The organism is Paraburkholderia sprentiae WSM5005 (genome assembly GCF_001865575.2).
Lineage (GTDB): Bacteria > Pseudomonadota > Gammaproteobacteria > Burkholderiales > Burkholderiaceae > Paraburkholderia > Paraburkholderia sprentiae.
Window position 1 is genome coordinate 1,914,052 of the sequence record NZ_CP017561.2, and the last position, 19,522, is coordinate 1,933,573.

At 66.7% G+C, this 19,522-nt stretch carries 19 protein-coding genes; 4 read left to right on the forward strand and 15 right to left on the reverse strand.

Annotation, left to right across the window (positions count from 1 at the left end; genetic code table 11):
* Nucleotides 1-76: 76 nt before the first annotated feature.
* The 8 genes from BJG93_RS08715 to BJG93_RS08750 all read right to left on the reverse strand — a co-directional run bounded on the left by BJG93_RS08715 (nucleotide 77) and on the right by BJG93_RS08750 (nucleotide 10,134).
* Nucleotides 77-1,867, reverse strand: coding sequence for a methyl-accepting chemotaxis protein (locus BJG93_RS08715; protein WP_027197902.1), 1,791 nt, complete (start codon nucleotides 1,865-1,867; stop codon nucleotides 77-79).
* A 350-nt stretch (nucleotides 1,868-2,217) separates the two neighbouring features.
* Nucleotides 2,218-3,147, reverse strand: coding sequence for a ribokinase (rbsK, locus tag BJG93_RS08720; RefSeq protein WP_027197903.1), 930 nt, complete (start codon nucleotides 3,145-3,147; stop codon nucleotides 2,218-2,220).
* A 75-nt stretch (nucleotides 3,148-3,222) separates the two neighbouring features.
* Nucleotides 3,223-4,266, reverse strand: a complete 1,044-nt coding sequence (locus BJG93_RS08725; protein ID WP_027197904.1) for a LacI family DNA-binding transcriptional regulator — start codon at nucleotides 4,264-4,266, stop codon at nucleotides 3,223-3,225.
* Between the two features lie 55 nt (nucleotides 4,267-4,321).
* Nucleotides 4,322-5,401, reverse strand: a complete 1,080-nt coding sequence (locus BJG93_RS08730; protein ID WP_027197905.1) for an ABC transporter permease — start codon at nucleotides 5,399-5,401, stop codon at nucleotides 4,322-4,324.
* Nucleotides 5,398-6,993 carry a sugar ABC transporter ATP-binding protein gene (locus BJG93_RS08735; RefSeq protein ID WP_027197906.1) on the reverse strand — a complete coding sequence of 532 codons (1,596 nt, stop codon included), beginning with the start codon at nucleotides 6,991-6,993 and terminating at the stop codon, nucleotides 5,398-5,400. Before BJG93_RS08735 ends, BJG93_RS08730 begins: the two co-directional genes overlap by 4 nt.
* 271 nt (nucleotides 6,994-7,264) lie before the next feature.
* On the reverse strand, nucleotides 7,265-8,239 hold the full coding sequence (locus BJG93_RS08740) for a sugar ABC transporter substrate-binding protein (protein ID WP_027197907.1): 975 nt from the start codon (nucleotides 8,237-8,239) through the stop codon (nucleotides 7,265-7,267).
* A 315-nt stretch (nucleotides 8,240-8,554) separates the two neighbouring features.
* Nucleotides 8,555-9,532 (reverse strand): magnesium/cobalt transporter CorA, encoded by a 978-nt coding sequence (corA, locus tag BJG93_RS08745; RefSeq protein ID WP_027197908.1) that lies wholly within the window; start codon nucleotides 9,530-9,532, stop codon nucleotides 8,555-8,557.
* A gap of 179 nt (nucleotides 9,533-9,711) precedes the next feature.
* On the reverse strand, nucleotides 9,712-10,134 hold the full coding sequence (locus tag BJG93_RS08750; RefSeq protein ID WP_231337391.1) for a DUF2846 domain-containing protein: 423 nt from the start codon (nucleotides 10,132-10,134) through the stop codon (nucleotides 9,712-9,714).
* Between the two features lie 348 nt (nucleotides 10,135-10,482).
* On the opposite strand from BJG93_RS08750, the gene cydX reads away from it, so the two are divergent.
* Nucleotides 10,483-10,629 (forward strand): cytochrome bd-I oxidase subunit CydX, encoded by a 147-nt coding sequence (gene cydX / locus BJG93_RS08755; protein ID WP_034479452.1) that lies wholly within the window; start codon nucleotides 10,483-10,485, stop codon nucleotides 10,627-10,629.
* Nucleotides 10,626-11,207, forward strand: coding sequence for an AAA family ATPase (locus BJG93_RS08760; RefSeq protein WP_027197910.1), 582 nt, complete (start codon nucleotides 10,626-10,628; stop codon nucleotides 11,205-11,207). The genes cydX and BJG93_RS08760 overlap by 4 nt, the downstream gene beginning before the upstream one ends.
* A 27-nt stretch (nucleotides 11,208-11,234) precedes the next feature.
* Here the strand turns inward: BJG93_RS08760 and BJG93_RS08765 are convergent, their stop codons facing one another.
* Both BJG93_RS08765 and BJG93_RS08770 read right to left on the reverse strand, forming a co-directional pair.
* Nucleotides 11,235-12,332: a saccharopine dehydrogenase family protein gene (locus BJG93_RS08765; protein ID WP_027197911.1), complete on the reverse strand. Its 1,098-nt coding sequence runs from the start codon at nucleotides 12,330-12,332 to the stop codon at nucleotides 11,235-11,237.
* A 258-nt stretch (nucleotides 12,333-12,590) separates the two neighbouring features.
* Nucleotides 12,591-13,049: an Lrp/AsnC family transcriptional regulator gene (locus tag BJG93_RS08770; protein WP_027197912.1), complete on the reverse strand. Its 459-nt coding sequence runs from the start codon at nucleotides 13,047-13,049 to the stop codon at nucleotides 12,591-12,593.
* Between the two features lie 336 nt (nucleotides 13,050-13,385).
* Here BJG93_RS08770 and BJG93_RS08775 point away from each other — a divergent pair, with 336 nt between their 5' ends.
* Nucleotides 13,386-13,907 (forward strand): Spy/CpxP family protein refolding chaperone, encoded by a 522-nt coding sequence (locus BJG93_RS08775; RefSeq protein WP_027197913.1) that lies wholly within the window; start codon nucleotides 13,386-13,388, stop codon nucleotides 13,905-13,907.
* A gap of 264 nt (nucleotides 13,908-14,171) precedes the next feature.
* Nucleotides 14,172-14,609, forward strand: a complete 438-nt coding sequence (locus BJG93_RS08780; protein WP_027197914.1) for a PGDYG domain-containing protein — start codon at nucleotides 14,172-14,174, stop codon at nucleotides 14,607-14,609.
* A gap of 29 nt (nucleotides 14,610-14,638) precedes the next feature.
* Here BJG93_RS08780 and BJG93_RS08785 read toward each other — a convergent pair whose 3' ends face one another.
* The 5 genes from BJG93_RS08785 to BJG93_RS08805 form a co-directional block, all read right to left on the reverse strand.
* Nucleotides 14,639-15,004, reverse strand: a complete 366-nt coding sequence (locus BJG93_RS08785) for a DUF3022 domain-containing protein (RefSeq protein ID WP_027197915.1) — start codon at nucleotides 15,002-15,004, stop codon at nucleotides 14,639-14,641.
* A gap of 111 nt (nucleotides 15,005-15,115) precedes the next feature.
* Nucleotides 15,116-16,027: a YhfC family intramembrane metalloprotease gene (locus BJG93_RS08790; protein ID WP_027197916.1), complete on the reverse strand. Its 912-nt coding sequence runs from the start codon at nucleotides 16,025-16,027 to the stop codon at nucleotides 15,116-15,118.
* 84 nt (nucleotides 16,028-16,111) lie between these two features.
* On the reverse strand, nucleotides 16,112-17,200 hold the full coding sequence (locus tag BJG93_RS08795; protein ID WP_027197917.1) for a LacI family DNA-binding transcriptional regulator: 1,089 nt from the start codon (nucleotides 17,198-17,200) through the stop codon (nucleotides 16,112-16,114).
* Nucleotides 17,201-17,254: 54 nt separating this feature from the next.
* Nucleotides 17,255-18,220: a 2-hydroxyacid dehydrogenase gene (locus BJG93_RS08800; protein WP_027197918.1), complete on the reverse strand. Its 966-nt coding sequence runs from the start codon at nucleotides 18,218-18,220 to the stop codon at nucleotides 17,255-17,257.
* Nucleotides 18,220-19,509 (reverse strand): MFS transporter, encoded by a 1,290-nt coding sequence (locus BJG93_RS08805; protein WP_027197919.1) that lies wholly within the window; start codon nucleotides 19,507-19,509, stop codon nucleotides 18,220-18,222. Before BJG93_RS08805 ends, BJG93_RS08800 begins: the two co-directional genes overlap by 1 nt.
* Between the last annotated feature and the right edge of the window lie 13 nt (nucleotides 19,510-19,522).

A 19,522-nucleotide genomic window follows, 5' to 3' on the forward strand; every position in this document is an offset into this window, starting at 1 on the left:
TGCATCGAACTGCCGCGGGTCGAATCAGGCGACGCGCGACAGCGCCGCCGCCCGGTTCAGCTGAGCTTGAGCAAGCTCAGAAGGTCTCCCATTCCTGATCGCTGCCAGCCGTCGTCGCGGGCCTGGCCGGCGCGCGCGCCGGCGCGGGCGCAGCCGCCACCGCCACTTGGGGCGCGACAGCGGCCGGGACCGGGGTCTTCGGACGCAAGGCCGCCTGCGCCGTGGCCTGCGTGGTCTTGCGCGCGCGGGTGGCGGCCGGACTCGGGGATCTCACCCGCTTGGGCGCCGCAACTGCCGAGGCCGCTTCGTGACCGCCACGGCCGCTGTCGTCGACCTGAAACACCGCGACCGCGCTGCGCAGCCGGGTCGCCTGCTCCTCGAGCGACGACGCCGCGGCGGCCGCTTCCTCGACGAGCGCCGCGTTCTGCTGCGTGACCTCGTCCATCTGCGTGACCGCGCGCGCGACCTGGTCGATGCCGCCGCTCTGTTCCTCCGACGCCGCCGCGATCTCGCCCATGATGTCGGTTACGCGCTGCACCGCGCCGATGATCTCGCTCATCGTGCGGCCGGCCTCGTCGACCAGCGCCGTGCCCGAGTGCACGCGCTGGACGGACGTATCGATCAGCTCCTTGATCTCCTTGGCCGCCGCCGACGAACGCTGCGCGAGGCTGCGCACCTCGCCCGCGACGACCGCGAAGCCGCGCCCCTCTTCGCCCGCGCGCGCCGCCTCGACGGCCGCGTTCAGCGCGAGGATGTTGGTCTGGAAGGCGATGCCCTCGATGATCGAGATGATGTCGGCGATCTTCGCCGAACTCTGGTTGATGTCGCCCATCGTGCCGACCACCTGGCCCACCACCGCGCTGCCCTTGTTGGCGATCTCCGACGCGTTGGCCGCGAGCGCGCTCGCCTGGCGCGCGTTGTCGGCGTTCTGGCGCACGGTGCCGGTGAGCTGCTCCATGCTCGAAGCGGTTTCCTGCAGCGCGGACGCCTGCTCCTCGGTCCGCGACGACAGGTCGATGTTGCCCGCCGCGATTTCGCGAGTCGCGGTCGCGATCGACTCGCTGCCCCCGCGCACGCTGCGCACCGTTTCGGTGAGACTGCGCTGCATTTTGGCGATTCCGTCGAGCAGTTGCCCCATTTCGTCGCGCGACGTCACCATCACCGGACGACGCAAATCGCCGGCCGCGATCGCCTCGAAGTGGCCGAGCGCTTCGCCGAGCGGACGCGCGATCGCGCGGCTCAGCGTCAGATACGACAGCGCCGCCGCGATCACGCCGAGCGCCAGCGCGGCGATGCTGACGATGCGAAATGTCTCGAAGCTGCTCTGCGCGGCGTCATAGCCGAGCTTCGCCGAATCGAACTGGAATTTGCGCAGCGCGTCGTCGGCGACGACGAGATCGTTGAACACGACTTGCAGATGCTTTGCGTCCTCGACAAGCTGGTTCTGATCGTTCGCCGTGATCGACCCCGCGAACGCTTCGAGATGCTGATGCAAGGTGTTGCGCTTCGCGGCGACGTCCTGCGCGAGCCGGTCTTCGTCCGCGTTGCGCGGCAAGTCGAGATATTTTTTCCACCACACGTCGGATGTGCCGCCGAGCATGCGCGCACGCTCGATAGTCGATGCCGCTTCCGGCGTGCCGACCAGGAGCGCGGCGCGATCGAGCGCGAGACGTTCGCGCGCCGCGTAGATTTCCGCATTGCCGATGTTCACCGCGCTCGGCATCGCGTCGGTGAACGTGTCCCGATAGGCGTCATTCGAACGGCTCATGCCGAACAGACCGAAAACGCCGATCGCGACCAGCAACGCGGCGAGGAATGCCATCGTGAGGCCAATTCGCGCCTTGATCGTGATGCCTTTGTTCACCATGCTGGGTCCTGTTTGCTGTACTGAAATGAGAGGCTGCCTGCGCAGACCTGAGACGGCGGGGTCCGGCGCTATTCGAGTGGGCGCTCTAATTACGGTTTACGGCAACGCATTCACAGACTTGAAGCATTTAAAAGATATGAAGAAAGACGTTGTAAGACGTAGAAAGCAAGTTGGCTGAGGAGCGATATGTTCGCGGCGCCTTCGGGCAACGCGATGGCATTCGTCAAGGCAGGGCTTTTGACGCTTTAGCGGCGGGGGTCAGTGCGGGTGCGAGGGTTCGGAAGCGCCCGGAGCGGTGGCAGGACGGATCGGTCGGGCGGCACCCGAGCGTGCTAACGCCGGTGACCGCATCAGCCGAATGCGTCGACCTCGGAGCGCGTCGGTATCGATGGTTGCGCGCCCGCGCGCGTCACCGATAGCGCGGCGGCGCGTTGCGCAAAGTGGATCGCCGCTTCGACAGTCGCGCCCTGCGCAAGCTGCGCCGCGAAGCCGCCGATGAAGGTGTCGCCGGCCGCGGTCGTATCGACCGCCTCGACGCGCGGCGCGTCGTACCGCATCACGGCCGCACCTTCGAGCGCGGCGTGCACGCCGCGAGCGCCGAGCGTGACCAGCACGTTGCGCGCGCCGGCCGCGCGCAATGCGGCGGCGGCCCGCGCGGCGTCCTCGGGCGAATCGACGGTCAGACCGCTCAGCGCGGCGGCTTCGAGTTCGTTCGGGATCAGATAGTCGATCAGCGGCAGCCAGTCGGCCGGCAACGGGCCGGTGGCGGGCGCCGGGTTCAGGATCACGGTCTTGCCGAGCCGGCGCGCCGTGGCGAGCGCCGCGCGCACCGATTCGGGCGGCGTTTCGAGTTGACAGATCACCACATCGGCGGCGGCGAGCGTCGCTTCGTGTCGTGCGATTGTGGCGGGCGTGACCTCGCCGTTGCTACCCGCGACGATCACGATCGTGTTCTGGCTCGCATCGTCGACGACGATCAGCGCGACGCCGCTCGGCGCGCCGCCGGTTTCGAGCGCCGCGCAATCGATGCGCTCCGCTTCGAGGCCCGCGCGCAGCTGCGCGCCGTTCGCATCGGCACCGACACAGCCGAGCATCGACACCTGCGCTCCGAGCCGCGCGGCCGCGACGGCCTGGTTGCCGCCTTTGCCGCCCGCGACCTGCGCGAAGGTGCGCCCAGCCAGCGTCTCGCCCGGCTGCGGCAGGCGTGGCGAGCGCACCACGAGGTCCATATTCAGACTGCCGACCACCGTGACGCGTGCGCCCGTTTCGTTGCTTGCCACTCGAATGTCCTCCGTTGCGCGGCGGATCGGCTTGCTATTCCGCGCGCGTCCTTCATGTGTCCTTCATGCGGCGCATCAAGCCGCCAGATCCCGCCGCGCATCGCCCGCCCACGTCGCGGTGGACTCGCGCACGATCAGCCGCGGCGACACCACGCGCCGGCGCGCCGGCGCCCGCGCGGCGTGGTTCGCCGACGCCTCGGCGATCCGGTCGATCAGCGTCTGCGCAGCGGTGTCACCGAGCGCTCGCACCGACTGCCCGACCGTCGACAGCGACGGGAACGTGAAGCAGCCCAGCTCGATATCGTCGAAACCGATGATCGAACAGTCGCGCGGCACGCTGATGTTGCGCTCGGCCGCCGCGCGCAATGCGCCGATGCCCATCATGTCGTTGCCCGCGAAAATCGCCGACGGCCTGACCGTGTCGAATAACTGCGCGGCCGCACGGTGTCCGCCCGTCCCCGAGAAATCGCTTTCGACGATCGCATCGGCGGCAATCTCGATGCCGCGCTCGGCCATCGCGCGAATGAAGCCGTGCACGCGCATCGCGCTGACCGCGGTCTGCACCGGCCCCGTGATGCAGCCGATCCGCACATGCCCGAGTTCGAGCAGATGACGCGTGGCCAGATACGCGCCCTTCTCGTGATCGATCTGCACCAGATCCGCGTTGATCCCCTCGATGTTGCGGTCCACCACGACGAGCGGCTCGCGCGCGTCGGCGAGCGCCTGCGCGAGCACGGCGTCGTCGCCGGCGGATGCGACGATCAACCCGTCGATGCGTTTTTCCTGCAGCACGCGCAGATAGTTGCGCTGCTTCGCGGGGTCGTCGTCAGAGTTGCAGAAGAACACACAGTAGCCGTTGCGCGCGCAGCCGTCCTCGATGCCGCGCGCGAGCTCCGCGAAATACGGGTTCGTGCTGTTCGGCACCACCAGTCCGATCGTCGCGGTCGAGCGCGCCTTCAGCGAGCGCGCGACTGCCGACGGCACATAGTGCAGTTGACGGATCGCGTGCTCGACTTTCGCGCGCACATCGGCCGACACCGGCCGCGAGTTGTTCACGACGTGCGATACCGTCGTGAACGACACCCCCGCCACGGCCGCTACATCCTTGATCGTCGCCATAACCTGTTGCTCTCCGGTCCCATGCAGTGATTCATCATTACGTCGCGGCGCATACTCAGGCGCGTTTGCGGCGGCTGCGGTATGTATCGAGCACCACCGCGACCACGATCACAGCGCCGGTGATCATCCGCTTGGTCGGCTCGTTCGCGCCGATCTGCGCGAGCCCCGCCGCCAGCACCGAAATAATCAGCACGCCAAAGAACGTGCTGATCACCGAACCACGTCCGCCCATCAGACTCGTGCCGCCGATCACGACCGCCGCGATCACCTGCAACTCCAGGCCGACGCCCGCATTCGGATCGGCTGCCTCGAGCCGCGAAATCTGGAACAGCGCCGCGAGTCCCGACAGCGCGCCCATCAGCGCGAACACGATTACCTTGTACGGCCGCGGATTGACGCCCGCGAGCCGCACCGCTTCCTCGTTGGTGCCGATCCCGACCAGGTAACGACCGAACACCGTGCGCGTCAGCACCAGCTGGGCGATCACCATCACGGCGACCGCGATCAGGAAGGCCGGCGAGATGCCGAGCGCGATCGGGTTCGACAGAAAGTCGAACGCGTCGCCGATATACGCGGTGCGCGAATTGGTCATCTGATACGCCATGCCGCGCGCCGCCTCGAGCACGCCGAGCGACACGATGAACGACGGAATCCGCCAGCCCACCGTCACCGCGCCGGTCACGGTGCCGGTCAGCGCCGCGACCGCGACACCGAGCAGCGCGCCCGCGGCCGGCCCCCAGCCCCATTTCAGCGTCACCACGCTGACCACCGACGCCCCGAGCGCGAGCACCGAGCCCACCGACAGATCGATCCCCGCGATGATCAGCACGAAGGTCATGCCGACCGACATCACGACGAGATCCGGGATCTGGTTCGCGATCGTGCTGAACGTGTCGTACGTCAGAAAGTGCGAACTCAGCAACGAGAACAGCACGATCATCGCGAGCAGCGCGCCGGCGAGACCGAGGTAGTTCGAAAAGCCGAGCCGCGTGCCGGCCGGCTTGCCGCTGGCGAGCGGCGCCGACGGATCGGCGGGCGGCGTCGCGCTCGGCGCATCCGGCGCGCCACCCTGCTTGCCGTCCGACTGGCTGTTCTGTTTGACACCGGCCGACTCGCGCCACGATTGATCGGTCATCCCTGGCTCCCTGCTTCGTTGACGCCGTGCGTGTGCAGCAGCGCCTCGCGGCCGCGGTAGCCGGCGAACGCGGCCGCGAGCAGCGCATCCTGGCTCCAGCTCGCGCGCTCGAACACGCCCGTCATGCTGCCCGCCGACATCACGCCGATCCGATCGCAGATCAGCATCAGCTCGCGCAGATCGCTCGACACCACGACGAGCGCGCGGCCGTCGCGCGCGAGCGCGCCCATCAGGCCGTAAATATCGAACTTCGCACCGACGTCGATGCCGCGCGTCGGTTCGTCGAATAACAGCACGCGGCAGTCGCGCGCGAGCCAGCGGCCGATCACGACCTTCTGCTGGTTGCCGCCCGACAGCTCGCCGACGATCTGCGCGGGCCCCGAGCTGCGAATCCGCATCGCGGCGATCTGCTTGCGCGCCAGCGCGTTCTCGCGCTTCGCGTCGACCACGCCGTGCCGCGCGACGCTGCCGAGATTGCCGAGCGACAGGTTGGCCGCGATCGGTTGCGGCAGCAGCAGCCCTTCGCCTTTGCGGTCTTCGGTGATCAGCGCGATGCCCGCGCGCACCGCGTCCGCCGGCGAGTCGATCCGCATCGGCGTGGGCGGTGCGCCCGGCGTCGCGGCGAGCGACACGCTGCCGCCATCCTTCGGGTCGGCGCCGTAGATGAGCCGCATCAGCTCGGTGCGGCCCGCGCCGATCAGCCCGCTCACACCGAAGATCTCGCCCGCGCGCACCTCGAACGACACGTCGCGCACGACCTTGCCGCGCGCGAGCCGCTCGACTTTCAACAGCGGCGCGCCGATGTTGCGCTCGCCGAGATCGATATGCTCGCCAAGCTCGCGGCCGACCATCCACGTGACGATCTGCTCGCTCGTCAGCTTTGCCATCGCGTCGACTTGCACGAGGCGGCCGTCGCGCAGCACCGCGACCCGTTCGGCGACCCGCGCCAGCTCTTCGAGCCGGTGCGAGATATAGACGAGCGCGACGCCGCGTGCCTTGAGCCGCCCGATCTGCTCGAACAGCAGATCGACTTCGCGCGCGGTCAGCATCGCGGTCGGCTCGTCGAGGATCAGAACGCGGCAGTCGTCGATCAGGTTGCGGGCGATCTCGACCATCTGCTGATGACCGATGCCGAGTTCGCCGACCAGCGTGTCGGGATCGATCGCGTCGAGCCCGACCTGCGCCATCGCCGCGCGCGCGTTCTCACGCAGCTTGCCGCGATCGATCCAGCCGAAGCTGAGCGCGCCCGCGCGCGGCAGCCGGTTCAGGAACAGGTTTTCGGCGACCGACAGCGTCGGCAGCAGATTCAACTCCTGCATGACCATGCGCACCCCGAGCGCCTCCGCCTCGGTACGGCTCGCGGGCGCATACGGCGCACCGGCAAGCCGCATCGTGCCCGCGCTCGGCTCGACCAGCCCGCCGACGATCTTCGACAGCGTGCTCTTGCCCGCGCCGTTCTCGCCGGTCAACGCCAATACCTCGCCTGCTCGCAGCGACAGCGATACATCGGCGAGCACCGGTTCCGCATAGGTCTTGCCGATGCCGCTGACGGTCAATACGACAGGCAAGGCGTCGTGGTCGGTTGAATCCATCGCGCTCCTGGTTGCATGGCGCTACTGGCGCCTTTGCGCCTTCGTGGCGCTTTGGCGCTCTCGCCTCGCGAGCCGCCGACATGACGCTTACCTCTGGAATTAACGGCGCCGCGGCGAGTTTCTTGAGCGTTCATTGAATAAAAGCGGATCGTCGGGTTGCCGCGTCGCTGCCGAAGCGGGCTTCTTCGCGCGCTTCGGCGGCGGCTTTTGCGGTTTCCCGCACGGGTTTGCGGCAGCGCCCGGCTGGCGCTTGATGCAAGGCGCGCCGAGCTTACTTCAGCGTGTCTTTCGTCACCAGAACGACCGGCGTTTCGACGACGCCCGACAGCTCCGACTGCTTCTTGTTTCCGCTCAATGCCTTCAACGCGGTATCGATGCCGAACACGGCCTGCTTCGCCGCGAACTGGTCGGCGGTGGCGAGCACGCGGCCGTCCTTCAGCATCGGATGGATCGCGTTGATGTTGTCGTAACCGACCACTAGCACCTTGCCCTGCTTGCCGGCCGCGCGCACGGCCGACACCGCGCCGATGGCCATGTTGTCATTGCCGGCGAGCAGCGCCTTCAGGTTCGGATACTCGTTGAGCATGGCCGAGGCAACCGCGTTGCCTTTGTCGATTTCCCACTCGCCCGACTGCACCGACACGACTTTCGCGCCGACCGCCTGCATCGCATCCTTGAAGCCCGCGGTGCGCTGCTGCGCGTTGGTGGTCGTCGACACGCCTTCGAGGATGCCGACCTCGTCGCCGGCCTTCAGGCGCTTCGCGAGGTAGTCGCCGACCATGCGCGCGCCCTTGCGGTTGTCGGGGCCGACGAACGGCACGTTCAGGTCTTTCGACTTCAGCACGTCCGGATCGAGCCGGTTGTCGATGTTGACGACGATGATGCCCGCGTCGACCGCCTTCTTGACGACCGGCACGAGCGCCTTCGAATCGGCCGGCGCGAGCACGATCGCGTCGACCTTCGACACGATCATCTGCTCGACGATGCGGATCTGATTGGCGGTGTCGGTTTCATCCTTGATGCCGTTGGTGATCAGGTCGAACTTGGTGGGGTTGTGCTTCTGATAATCCTTCGCGCCGGTCTCCATGGTCAGGAAGAACTCGTTGGCGAGCGACTTCATCACGAGCGCGACCTTGGGCTTATGAGCCGGCGCGTTCTGCGCGTAGGCAGCGGAAAAAGGCAGGACGGCGGAGGCGGTGGCGAGAACTGCGGCGGCAAGCATGCGACGGCGGGTTCGATGGCTCATGCGTATCTCCAGGATTCTGTGGCTCGCGGACGAGCCGTATTTTTTGTGATGCGCAAACGTTTGCGAGGCCTATTCTCAGCGCAAGCCCTTCGGAATGTCAACGAATCGCGGTGTTGCAACGCATCGGCGCGCAAGCGCCGCGGCGCCGCAATGCGCTCGATCCATCCGGGCAGCGTGTGGCAAGGTTTCCTCGCTCGGTCCGTGCAGTCGATGTCGCCCGTGCGTCGCGCGCGGCGCGGCGTACCGGCCGCTTATGCTGGCCTGGTATCGCGCGCGCTGCAAGTGAAACCGCGAGGAAAACGGGAGGCGCGCCGGCTAGAGCCAGCCGGCCTTGCGAAAGCGCCGGTAGAGTACGAAGTCGATCGCCAGCATCACCAGCAGGACGACCGGATAGCCGAACTTGAAATGCAGCTCGGGAATGCGCTCGAAGTTCATCCCGTAGATACCGGCGATCATCGTCGGCACCGCGAACAGCGCTGCGAACGAGCCGAGCCGCTTGGTGATTTCGCTCTCGGCGAGCGAGATCATGCCGAGGTTCACCTGCACCGCCGTGACGACGATTTCGCGTCGTCCCTCGATGGTTCTGACGATCCGGTCGAGGTGATCGTAGACGTCGCGAAAGTACGCCTGCATGCCCGCACACACGCTCGGAATGCGCCCGCCCGTCAGTTTCCCGACCGCTTCCTGCAGCGGCACGATATGGTGCTGCAGGATCACCAGCCGGCGCTTCATCGTGTACAGGTCCTGCACGATCGCGCGCGCGGCGGCCGAATCGCTCTTCTCGAAGATGCGGTCTTCGAGCGTCTCGAGCTCGGTGCTCATCGCCTCGACGACCGGGAAATATCGGTCGACCACGTCGTCGATCAGCGCGTACAGCACGAACGCCGAGCCTTCCTTCAACAGATGCGGCTCGCGCTCGCAGCGCGCCCGCACGCCCTGGAAACCGGTGCGCGTGCCGCGGCGCACCGACAGCACATAGTTGCTGCCGACGAACACGTCGACTTCGCCGATCACGAGTTCGCCTTGCTCGTCCATCTCGACCGTGTGCATCACGGTAAACAGCGAATCGCCGTACTCCTCGAGCTTCGGGCGCTGATGGCCGTATTGCGCGTCTTCGATCGCGAGCTCGTGCAGATTGAACTCGTCTTTCATGACCGCGAGTTCGTCGGGGCTCGGGTCTTTCAACGCGACCCAGACGAAGCACTCGGGCCGCGCGACATAGTCGCTGATGCTGTCGATATCGATGTCAGCGAGCTTCCGGCCGTCCTGATAGGCGGCGCAATTGATCAGCATGTTCGGATTACCTTGCATACGGAAGCAGACCGCGCCGCCGTCTCGCGTAAGCGTGGCGTAAGCCGGGCGGCGGGTCTGCATGAACGGACAAGCACGCTTGCGACGGGCTTGCATCAGCCGCCATGTTAAGGCGCGACGCATCAGCCGCGCGTATCCGTTTGTGAATAATCGACGACACGCTACTGCGCGACCCGTTGCAGGCCGATGCGGTGATCGTCATTGAACGTGACCGAGGCGCGGTTGGTGTAGCGCGGGTCGGGCGTCACGATGAAGGTCAGCTCGACGAGCGGATCGAACTGCGTCGATACACCGATCCGATGCGCGCCGGGCGGCAGATAGAACACCACGTGCTCGCCGTTCAACAGGTCGGTCACGCGCTCGCCGTCGACATAGACGAGCGCATCGCGGAACCGCACCACCACGTCGCGCGAACGCTCGCGCCGCACGTCCACCGCGACGAGCCCAGGGCCCGGCTGCGTGTAACCCTGTCCGACGATGCGCTCGGCCGGCACCGGTTTGAACGGTACCGGCTCGGCCGGCGTCGACGCGCAGCCGGCTAGCGTAAGCGCGCTGATCACGCTGAACGCGACGGATGCGGCCAACGCGGCGCAGCGTGCGGACCCGGCCGGCCGTGCGGTTCGGCCGCGGCAAGACACGCGCATCGGCATGCTGGTTCTCCCGTGTGCTCTCGATCGTGGGCGGCTCGTGGGCCGGCTTTCCGACTACGCGGTGCGGGTCGCCGCTGTGCGTCCGCCTGACCCGGCGCGCACGCTGCGCTCGCACGCATGACTGTTGCGCATCATAGCAACGCACGGGCAATGCGCCGGCCAATGTCGACCCTGCTCGGGCGCCGCGCCTCTTGCACGGCGCGGCGTTCTTCTTCATGATCGTTGCGAAGGCGGCCGCACTGGCGGTTGACCGTCGTCGGACGCACGATCAAGGAGACTGCGATGTGGTATTTCACCTGGATTCTCGGCGTGGGTGTGGCGCTCGGCTTCGGCATCATCAACGTGATGTGGCTCGAGACCAACGGCACGTTCGCGCGCGACCCGCACCCCGATGCCGTCGCCGCGCCGCGTGAGGACAAGCCTGCGTGAGCTCGCTGGTTTTCTTTTGCGGTCATGCGGGCACGGGCAAGACGACGTTGGCGAAACAACTGCTCGGCCCGCTGATGAAAGCGAGCGGCGCGCCGTTCTGCCTGCTCGACAAGGACACGCTTTACGGCGGCTATAGTGCGGCCGCGATGTCCATGCTGACCGGTGATCCGAACGATCGCGACAGCCCTCTTTTCCTGCAGCATCTGCGCGAGCCCGAGTATCGCGGCCTCATCGATACCGCCCGCGACAATCTCGAACTCGGCGTCAGTGTGTTGGTCGTCGGCCCGCTATCGCGCGAGGTGCGCGAGCGGCGTCTGTTCGATCATACGTGGCTGGGTGTCGCCCCGGACGTGAAGTTGCGTGTCGTATGGGTGCACACGTCGGAGGACGTGGCGCGGCAGCGGATCGTCGCGCGCGCGAATCCCAACGATGCATACAAGCTCGCACACTGGGAGGACTACCGGCAGCGCCGGTTCGTGCCGAGCGGCGCGAGCCGCGATGGTCTGCTGATGTTCGACAACACCGCGCCGAACCCGGCGCACTATGACGCGCTCGTCGCGCGGATCATGGCTGGGTGACGGTCGCCGTCGCGAGCTATCGCAGCCTCAAACCGTCGCCATCGCCTCCAGCGACCGCCCCTCATACAGCTTGCCGAAGCGGTTCGCCAGAAAATCGCCGAGCGACACCTGCTCCTGCCGCACGAAGCCCTTTTGCGGCAGCTTGCGCTCGCGGAACAGATCCAGCACCGCGCACATCGCGCCGGCGGTCGTGATCTGGATCGCGCTCATCGGCACGCCGCAGACGGTCTTCGCGAAAATCTTGCGCGTGAACACCTCCTGCACGAGCTGAGCGTCGCGCATGCCGCTCACGGTGATGAACACCAGCACGACATCCTGCGCGGTCGACGGCACCGAGCGGCGCATGATGGCTTTCAGCGTATCGCGGTCGCTCGACAGACGCAGGTCCTCCAGCAGGAACTGCATCAGGTTGCGATGGCCTGGATAGCGCACCGACTTGTAGTCGAGCGATTCGACGCGGCCCGATAGCGTTTCGCACAGCGTGCCGAGCCCGCCCGAGGTGTTGAACGCTTCGTACTCGGTGCCGTCGAGCGAGAAATGCTCGAGGCCTTCGAGCGGCTGCACCCACTGCGTGCGGCCGTCGCGGATCGCCTCGCACGGCTGGCAATACTCGTTGATCAGACCGTCGACGCTCCACGTCAGGTTGTACTTCAGCGCATTGGTCGGAAACTCGGGCAGCGCGCCGACGCGCATCTTCACGTCGCGGATTTCCGTGAAGCGGTTCGCGAGCTCATGCGCGGCAATGCCGATAAAACCCGGTGCGAGACCGCACTGCGGCATGAACGCGTGATCGGCATCTTCGGCAATGGCGCGGATCGCGTGCGTTGCGCGCACGTCCTCCGTCAGATCGAAGTAATGGACACCCGCGCCCTTCGCGGCCGATGCGACGTTGACCGCGAGGTAGTACGGCAGCGCATTGATCAGCACGTCGAAGCCCTGAATCGCGGCTCGCACTACGGCGGCGTCGGCGGAATCGATGCGGCGCGTCGGCATCCCCTGGGCGGCGAGCTTGTCGAGCGCATGCTGATCGCGGTCGAATGCGACGACTTCGTAGTCGCCCGTCTCGCGCAGCATATGGGCAATGGTGTGACCGATCAGGCCTGCGCCAACGATAGCTACTTTCATCTGCTGCTCCTTGTTATCCATGTGCTGTCTTCGAGCGTGGGAAGTGCGCCGTGCGTTGCGCGCGGCGCCTGCGGACCGAACCCTTGAATGACAGTGTAGGTAGAAGCAAAAACAGTTCATACGCGCAAAATGCTGCGGTATGACCATCGGGTTCGACGTTCTGACGAACGCGTAAAGCGATTCGTCGAAGTACGGTCGAAAAGGCGCTAACAAAAGGATTCGCGAGCCGCCCGCGGATAGGCTACGCCGCGCGCCGGCTCACACGGCGCCGCGGTCGATCTTGCGCGCGAGAATGATCGACGTCGTGGTCCGCTCGACGCCTTCAAGGCCGCCGATCTGATCGAGCAGATCGTTGAGCCGCTCCGGCGAATCGGCGCGCAGCCATGCCACGTAGTCGAACTCGCCGCTCACCGCGCACAGCAGCTGAACCTCCGGCATTTTGGCGAGGCGCTTCTGCACGGCCGGCCCGTGCTTCGGCGCGATGATGATGCCGACATACGCAACGATGCTCGAATCGAGCACGTCCTGGCCGAGCCGCACGCTGTAGCCGGCGATCACGTTGCTGCGCTCGAGCCGCGCAATGCGTGCGATCACGGTCGTGCGCGCGACGCCGAGCTGCCGCGCGAGACTCGCGACGCTCTCACGCGCGTTGGCTTGAAGCAGTGCAACGAGGTTACGGTCGAGGTCGTCGAGCTGGTCGAGGCGCGGAGGTCTCATCGAAGGGGAAAGGAAGTGGGTGTGGAATGTCGCGGATTATCGCGCGTCTGCGCGCAGCGGCGCCATGTCACGCTGCACGGCCACAGAGGCACGGCGTCTCGTGGGGGCCTCGGCGCAGTGTGCCGGCGCAATTGCCGCGCAGGCGCGAGCCGTTTCGCGTTCGTTTCGGTTGTAAGCGTTTGTCGCACCGACACCGTGTTGTAGGGTTAACGTGTTACTAATAGCGGCGACAGGCGAATGCGGCAGCCGCTTAGCGGCGCCGCCATTGGCCGCTGGCGCGGGGCACTTCGCTCGCCGCGCGCCGTGTCTCAATACGAACAGACATCAGGAGTTTCGATGAAAAAAGCACTGGTTATGCTGGCTACCGCCGTTTCAATGGGCGGCGCGTTCGCCCAAACCGCCGCGCCGGCCGCGGCACCGGACACCACAGCCTCGGCCCCCGCGGCCAAGGCCGGCCATGAACGCAACGTCGAAGACCGCATCGCTTATCTGCACTCGCAACTGAAGATCACGCCCGCGCAGGAGACGCAATGGAAGGCATTCGCCGACGTCATGCGCAGCAACGGCGAAACCATGGGTCAGCTGTTCGAGCAGCGCAAGGCGGCAACCAACGTGAGCGCGCTCGACGATATGAAACAGTACGCGACGATCGCGCAGGCGCATGCGGATGGCATGAAGAAGCTCGTCGATGCATTCGATCCGCTGTATAACAGCCTGTCACCGGAGCAAAAGAAGCTCGCCGACGCGACGTTCCGCCATGGCGGCCCGGAGAGCGGCCATCATCGCGGCCGCCACGGCAAGGGCATGAGCGGCAAGCCTGCGGCCGAAGCCGCGAGCGACGCGGCCGTCAAGCCGTAATGAAGGGTCGCCCGCGGCGCGGGTTGCCGCGTTGCGGGCGCGGTCCGTTCGGACGCGGTTGATTTCAGCGATTCCGCTAGCGCCGGAAAAACGGCTTGCTCACACCTCCCCGCCATTCGAATCGCCCCGCCCGGCCCATGCATCTGGCATGATTCGGGTGCGCGGCGTCCGGGCCGGCTTTCCGTCCTAGCGACCCACCGCACACGATCGCCGCCATGCGGCAAGTCTCACCGCAACACCCACCCCTAATCTCCCGCCCGCTTCATGACCGAACTCAGGAATCTCGATCTGCGTGACGATCCGCACGCCCAACGCGTCGTCAAGGACGAAACGGTAAGCGTCGAATTCGCCGCCGCCGAAGGCCAGTTGATGAGCCTCGAAGGCCCGAACCGCTATGTGCGTGGCGATTCGCTGATCACCGGCTCGACCGGCGAGCGCTGGGTCGTCTCGCGCGAGCGCTTCGACGCGAAGTACCTGCCCGCCGATGCGGCGCTTGCGCACGGCGAAGCCGGCGCGTATCGCAACCGCCCGGCGGTCGTGCTTGCCCGCCGGATGGACGCGGCCTTCTCGCTCGCGCGCTCGGCCAGCGGCGGCGACGTGCTGCACGGCGCGCCCGGCGACTGGGTCATGCAATATGCGCCCGGTGACTATGGCGTCGTGCAGGCCGCGCGTTTCGCGAAGGTCTATCGGCTCGCGGACTGAAACTGCTTCAAGGGCGCTTCATTGGTGCGTCACGCGAACTCGTCGCCGAGATCCACCGTGACTTCACGCGGAACCGCCTCGCCGTTCGCGTACATTTCTTCGAGCGAGCCCAGGCTCGCTTCGACGTACGCGCGCAACACCGCGAAGCTGCGGCCGCGCAGCCGCACCGGCATCGCGCGATAACGCGCGAGCGCCGCCGGCGCGATCGCGACCGTCATCACGATGCGCCGCGCGGTCGAACCGAAGCGCATCGCTACCCAGTGGATCGTCAGCGTGGGTGCGCCGTCGTCGGCCGCACGCTCGATGAACTGCGTCTGCTCGGGAAACAGATCGCTGATGACGCGCGCGAGCTCGTCGAACTCTGGGTGCGCGCAGTCGTATTGGTAAGCTTCCATGAGGGCTGCCGGGAAAAGAAGATCCTGAAACGTAGGCGCATTCTAGAGAAACGCTGAACGGATAGCGAGGCGCGTCGCGCCGGCCACCCCGGCGCTCATTCGCTCATTCGCTCACGCCTCGACCGGCCGCCGGTAAATCCGTATCAGCAGTCCCGCGACGAACAACGCCGCCACCGCATAGATCGTATCGGCCGCCGCGAGCGGCAGCAGCCGCGCCTGCGTCATCGCCGCGGGCACGTCGAGCAGCGCGTGCACCACGATGGCGAGCGGCAGGATGCCGCGCGAGCCGGCCCGCACGCCGCGCCACATCAGCACCGACAGACCGATCTGAAACACCAGCGCCGCGATGCGTTCCAGCGCAAAAATCCCGGCCAGTTGCGGCGTCAGGCTCGCGAGAATCAGATGCACGCGCATCACCGCTTCGGCCGGCAGATTGCCGAGATAATCGCCGAGCCGGCCGCGGTTTTCGAGGACCGCGAACACGAGCCACTGGCACTGCACGAGCACGCCGACCAGCCACGCTTCGGCACCGCCGTGGCCGAGGCCATAGCTGAGCGCGGCGCCATCGTCGGCGCGCAATGCGGCGGTGCGCGTGTCGGCAGTCGCGCTGGCGGCGGTGCTCGCGGCGGTGCTGGTGCCCGCCCGTGCATCGACGCCGGCGTTCGCGTCGACGTTCGCTTTTCTGCGCGGCGCCGGCCGCGCCGTCGCGCGCTTCACGAGCAGCCGCATGCCGAAGAACCGCCCTACTTCCTCGCAGACGCCCGCGGTCAGCGCGCCGTAGACGACGAACGCGAGCGGCTGCGCAAGGAACGCCGCGCTCGCCTCGTTGCCGCGCAGCAGATAGTCGTTCAGCCCACGCTCGATCACCATCGCGAACAGCGCGAACACCGCGACGCCGGCGATCGCGTCGCGCGGCCTGAGCGCGAGCGGCCGGCGCAACTGCCGATAGATCAGAAACGGTAAAGCGGCGATGACGAGCGTGGCGAGTGCGAGGCTCGCGAGGGTAAGCGGTGGCACGACCATGAGTATCCTTGCGGGGTTCGTTGCAATCCCCGGCGCGCAACCGCTGCGCGCCGCAGCCCCGAATGATCGCAGATCGAGCGCAACTCAGCGCGCGGTCGAAGCCCGCACGATCAACTCGCCGGGCAGCAGGCAGTCGCGCGCGCCCATGTGCGCGCCTTCGATGCGCTCGTGCAGGAATTCGACCGCGCGATAGCCGATGTCGTAGGTCGGCTGACGGATCGTCGTGATGCCGGCGAGTTCGGCCCACTCCGGATCGTCGATGGCAAGCAGCGCGACGCGGCTCTGCCAGTGCGCGCCGTAGCGCGCGTTCAGATGCAGCGCGAGACGCAACGCGACCGGTGCGTTGGCCGCGAACAGCGCGACGCGTGGCGAAGCGCCGGCGGGCTCAGCAACGTCCCCAGTCAGCGAGTCGATCGCGTGATCCAGCTCGGCGAGGCCACGCTCGAGCGCGGCCGCCTCGGCGAGATCGAGCACCAGCGTACGACCGCGCGCGCGACCAGCGTCGCGCATCGCGCGATCGAACGCTTCGACGCGCAACTGGCGCGAGCTGACCTGCTCGAACGGCTGCACGACGAACCAGATGTGCCCGAAGCCACGTTCGAGCAAATGCCGCGTGCCGAGCCCGGCGGCCGCGCGATTGTCGAGACCGACCATGTCGGCGATCAGCCCCTCCACGCGCCGATCGACCAGCACCGCCGGAATCCCGCCGTCGCCGACCGGCCGCAACGTTTCCTCGCGCACGCCGAGCGCGTTGACGATCACGCCTTCCACGCGATACGTGGTCAGCAGTTGCAGATAACGCCGCTCCATCTCGATTTCGTTCGCCGCGTGGCAGATCAGCGGCATCAGGCCGAGCGCGTGGCACGCAGCCTCGACGCCTTGCAGCACTTCGACGGAGTACGGATTGGTCAGGTCGGCGACCAGCATGCCGATCAGCCGGTTGCGGCCGCGCTTCAGGCCGCGCGCCATCTGGTTCGGCTGATAGTCGAGCCGTGCGATCGCAGCTTCGATGCGCGCGCGCAGCTCGGGCGACAGCGCGCTGATCTCGCCGTTCAGATAGCGCGAGATGCTGGTCTTGCCGGTGCCCGCTTCGCGCGCGACATCGGTGATGGTCGCGCGGCGCGGCGCCGCGGGCGGACTACCGGGGGGCGTGCTGGGCGGGCTCGTGCTCATGCGCTGATCGTTCGTATCGGTCCGAGGGCGGAAGCTTGCGCGCCGCTGCGCGATTCACTTCGCCAGGACGTCACGATTGACGATGTTCGTCGTCAACGTGCCATCGAGCGCGGCGACCAGGTTCTCGGCCGCGTTGAGCGCCATCGCATGACGCGTTTCGTGGGTCGCCGAGCCGATATGCGGCAGCGCGACCACGTTCGGCATCGAGAGCAACGGCGAGTCCGCCGGCAACGGTTCGGTGTTGAACACGTCGAGGCCCGCGCCATGAATCGTGCCGTTGCGCAAGGCCTCGATCAGCGCGGCTTCGTCGACGGTCGCGCCGCGCGACGCGTTGATCAGGATCGCGCTCTTCTTCATCGAGCGCAATTCGGCCGCGCCGATCAGATGCCGCGTCTCTGGCGTGAGCGGTACCTGCAGACACACGAAGTCGGACTGCGCGAGCAATTCGGCCAGCTCGACGCGCCGTGCGCCATACGCCTGTTCCGCTTGGCGGTTCGCGCTGCGGTTCGTATAGAGCACGTTCATGTTGAAGCCGAGCGCCGCACGCCGCGCGACCGCACCGCCGATCCGCCCCAAGCCGACGATGCCGATCGTCTTGCCCTGCACGTCGAGCCCGAACTGCGCGGGCCCGATGCTGGTGCGCCATTGCCCCGCCCTGACCCAGTCGGCCAGTTCGACGACGCGCCGCGCGCACGCTAGGATCAGCGAGAACACCGTATCGGCGGTCGATTCGGTCAGCACGTCCGGCGTGTGCGCGAGCACGATGCCGCGGCGCGTGAGGTCGTCGACGTCGAACTGGTCGTAGCCGACCGAGATCGTCGACAGCGCCTTCAGCCGGCTCGCGCCCTCGAGCATCGCCGGCGTGATCTTCACGCTCGCGCCGATGCCGCCGTCGGCATCGCGCAGCGCGGCGACGAACGGATCATGCCGTGACGGATCGACCTGCACGACCTGCGCATGCTGTTGCAGATAGCCGAGCACATCCTCGGGCAGCGACTTCCAGGCGACGATCTTCTTCATCAGCTAATTTTCCTTGCGACGGTGGGACGAGCGGGTTCACTTCTTTCGGCGCTGGCCGGCTTGACGGCAAGCGTCAGGAGCACCGCGGCGACGAGCGCCACGCTCATGAATGCATACGATGCCGCGGGCGATCCGGTCGCGCCGTTCAGATAGCCGACCACGTACGAGCCGACGAACGAACCGAGCGCGCCCATGCTGTTGATCAGCGCCATCGCGCCGCCCGCGACGTTCTTCGGCAACAGCTCCGGCACGATTGCGAAGAACGGCCCGTACGGCGCGTACATGGCGGCGCCCGCGATCACCAGTAGCGCATACGAGACCCAGAAATGGGCGGAGCCCAGGCCGTACGACACCGCGAACGCGATTGCGCCGATCAGCAGGAACGGCCACACGAACACCTTGCGGCGGTTGAGTTTATCCGATGCCCACGAAGCTGCAAGCATCGCGATCGTCGCGGCCAGATACGGCAGCGCCGACAGCCAGCCGGTTTCCACCATGCCGATCGACGAGCCGTTCTTCAGGATCGACGGCAGCCACAGCACGAAGCCGTACACGCCGATGCTCCAGCAGAAATACTGCGCGCACAGCTTGATTACCGCGGGCGTGCGAAACGCCTCGCTGTAGTTGCGCACCGGCTTGATCGCGGCCTGCTCGGCGCGCAGCGTCTGCGCTAGCGCGTCCTTTTCCTGCGGCGAGAGCCACGACACCTGCTCGGGCTTGTCCTTCACGAGGAACCACCAGCAGATCGCCCAGATGATCGCGGGCGCGCCCTCTGCGATGAACATCTGCCGCCAGCCAAACGAATGCACGAGATAACCGGACACGATCGACATCCACAGCACCGTGACTGGATTGCCGAGGATCAGGAACGTGTTCGCGCGCGAACGCTCGCTCTTCGTGAACCAGTTGCTGATGAAGATCAGCATCGCCGGCATCACCGCGGCTTCGACGACGCCGAGCAGGAAGCGGATTGCGATCAGCGACGGGATGTTGCTGACGATGCCGGTCAACGCGGCGCAGCCGCCCCACAGAACGAGGCTCCAGAACACCAGCTTCTTCACGCTGCGACGTTCGGCGTAGATCGCGCCCGGAATCTGGAAGAAGAAATAGCCGAGGAAGAACAGCGCGCCGATCAGCGACGCGAGCCCCTTGCTGATGCCGAGATCGTGGTTGATGCCGGCCGCCGACGCGAAGCCGAAATTCGCGCGGTCCAGATACGCGAGGCTGTACGTGATGAACACGATCGGCATGATCGTCCACCAGCGGCGAATCGCAAGCGATGAGGTCATGGAAGTCTCCTTG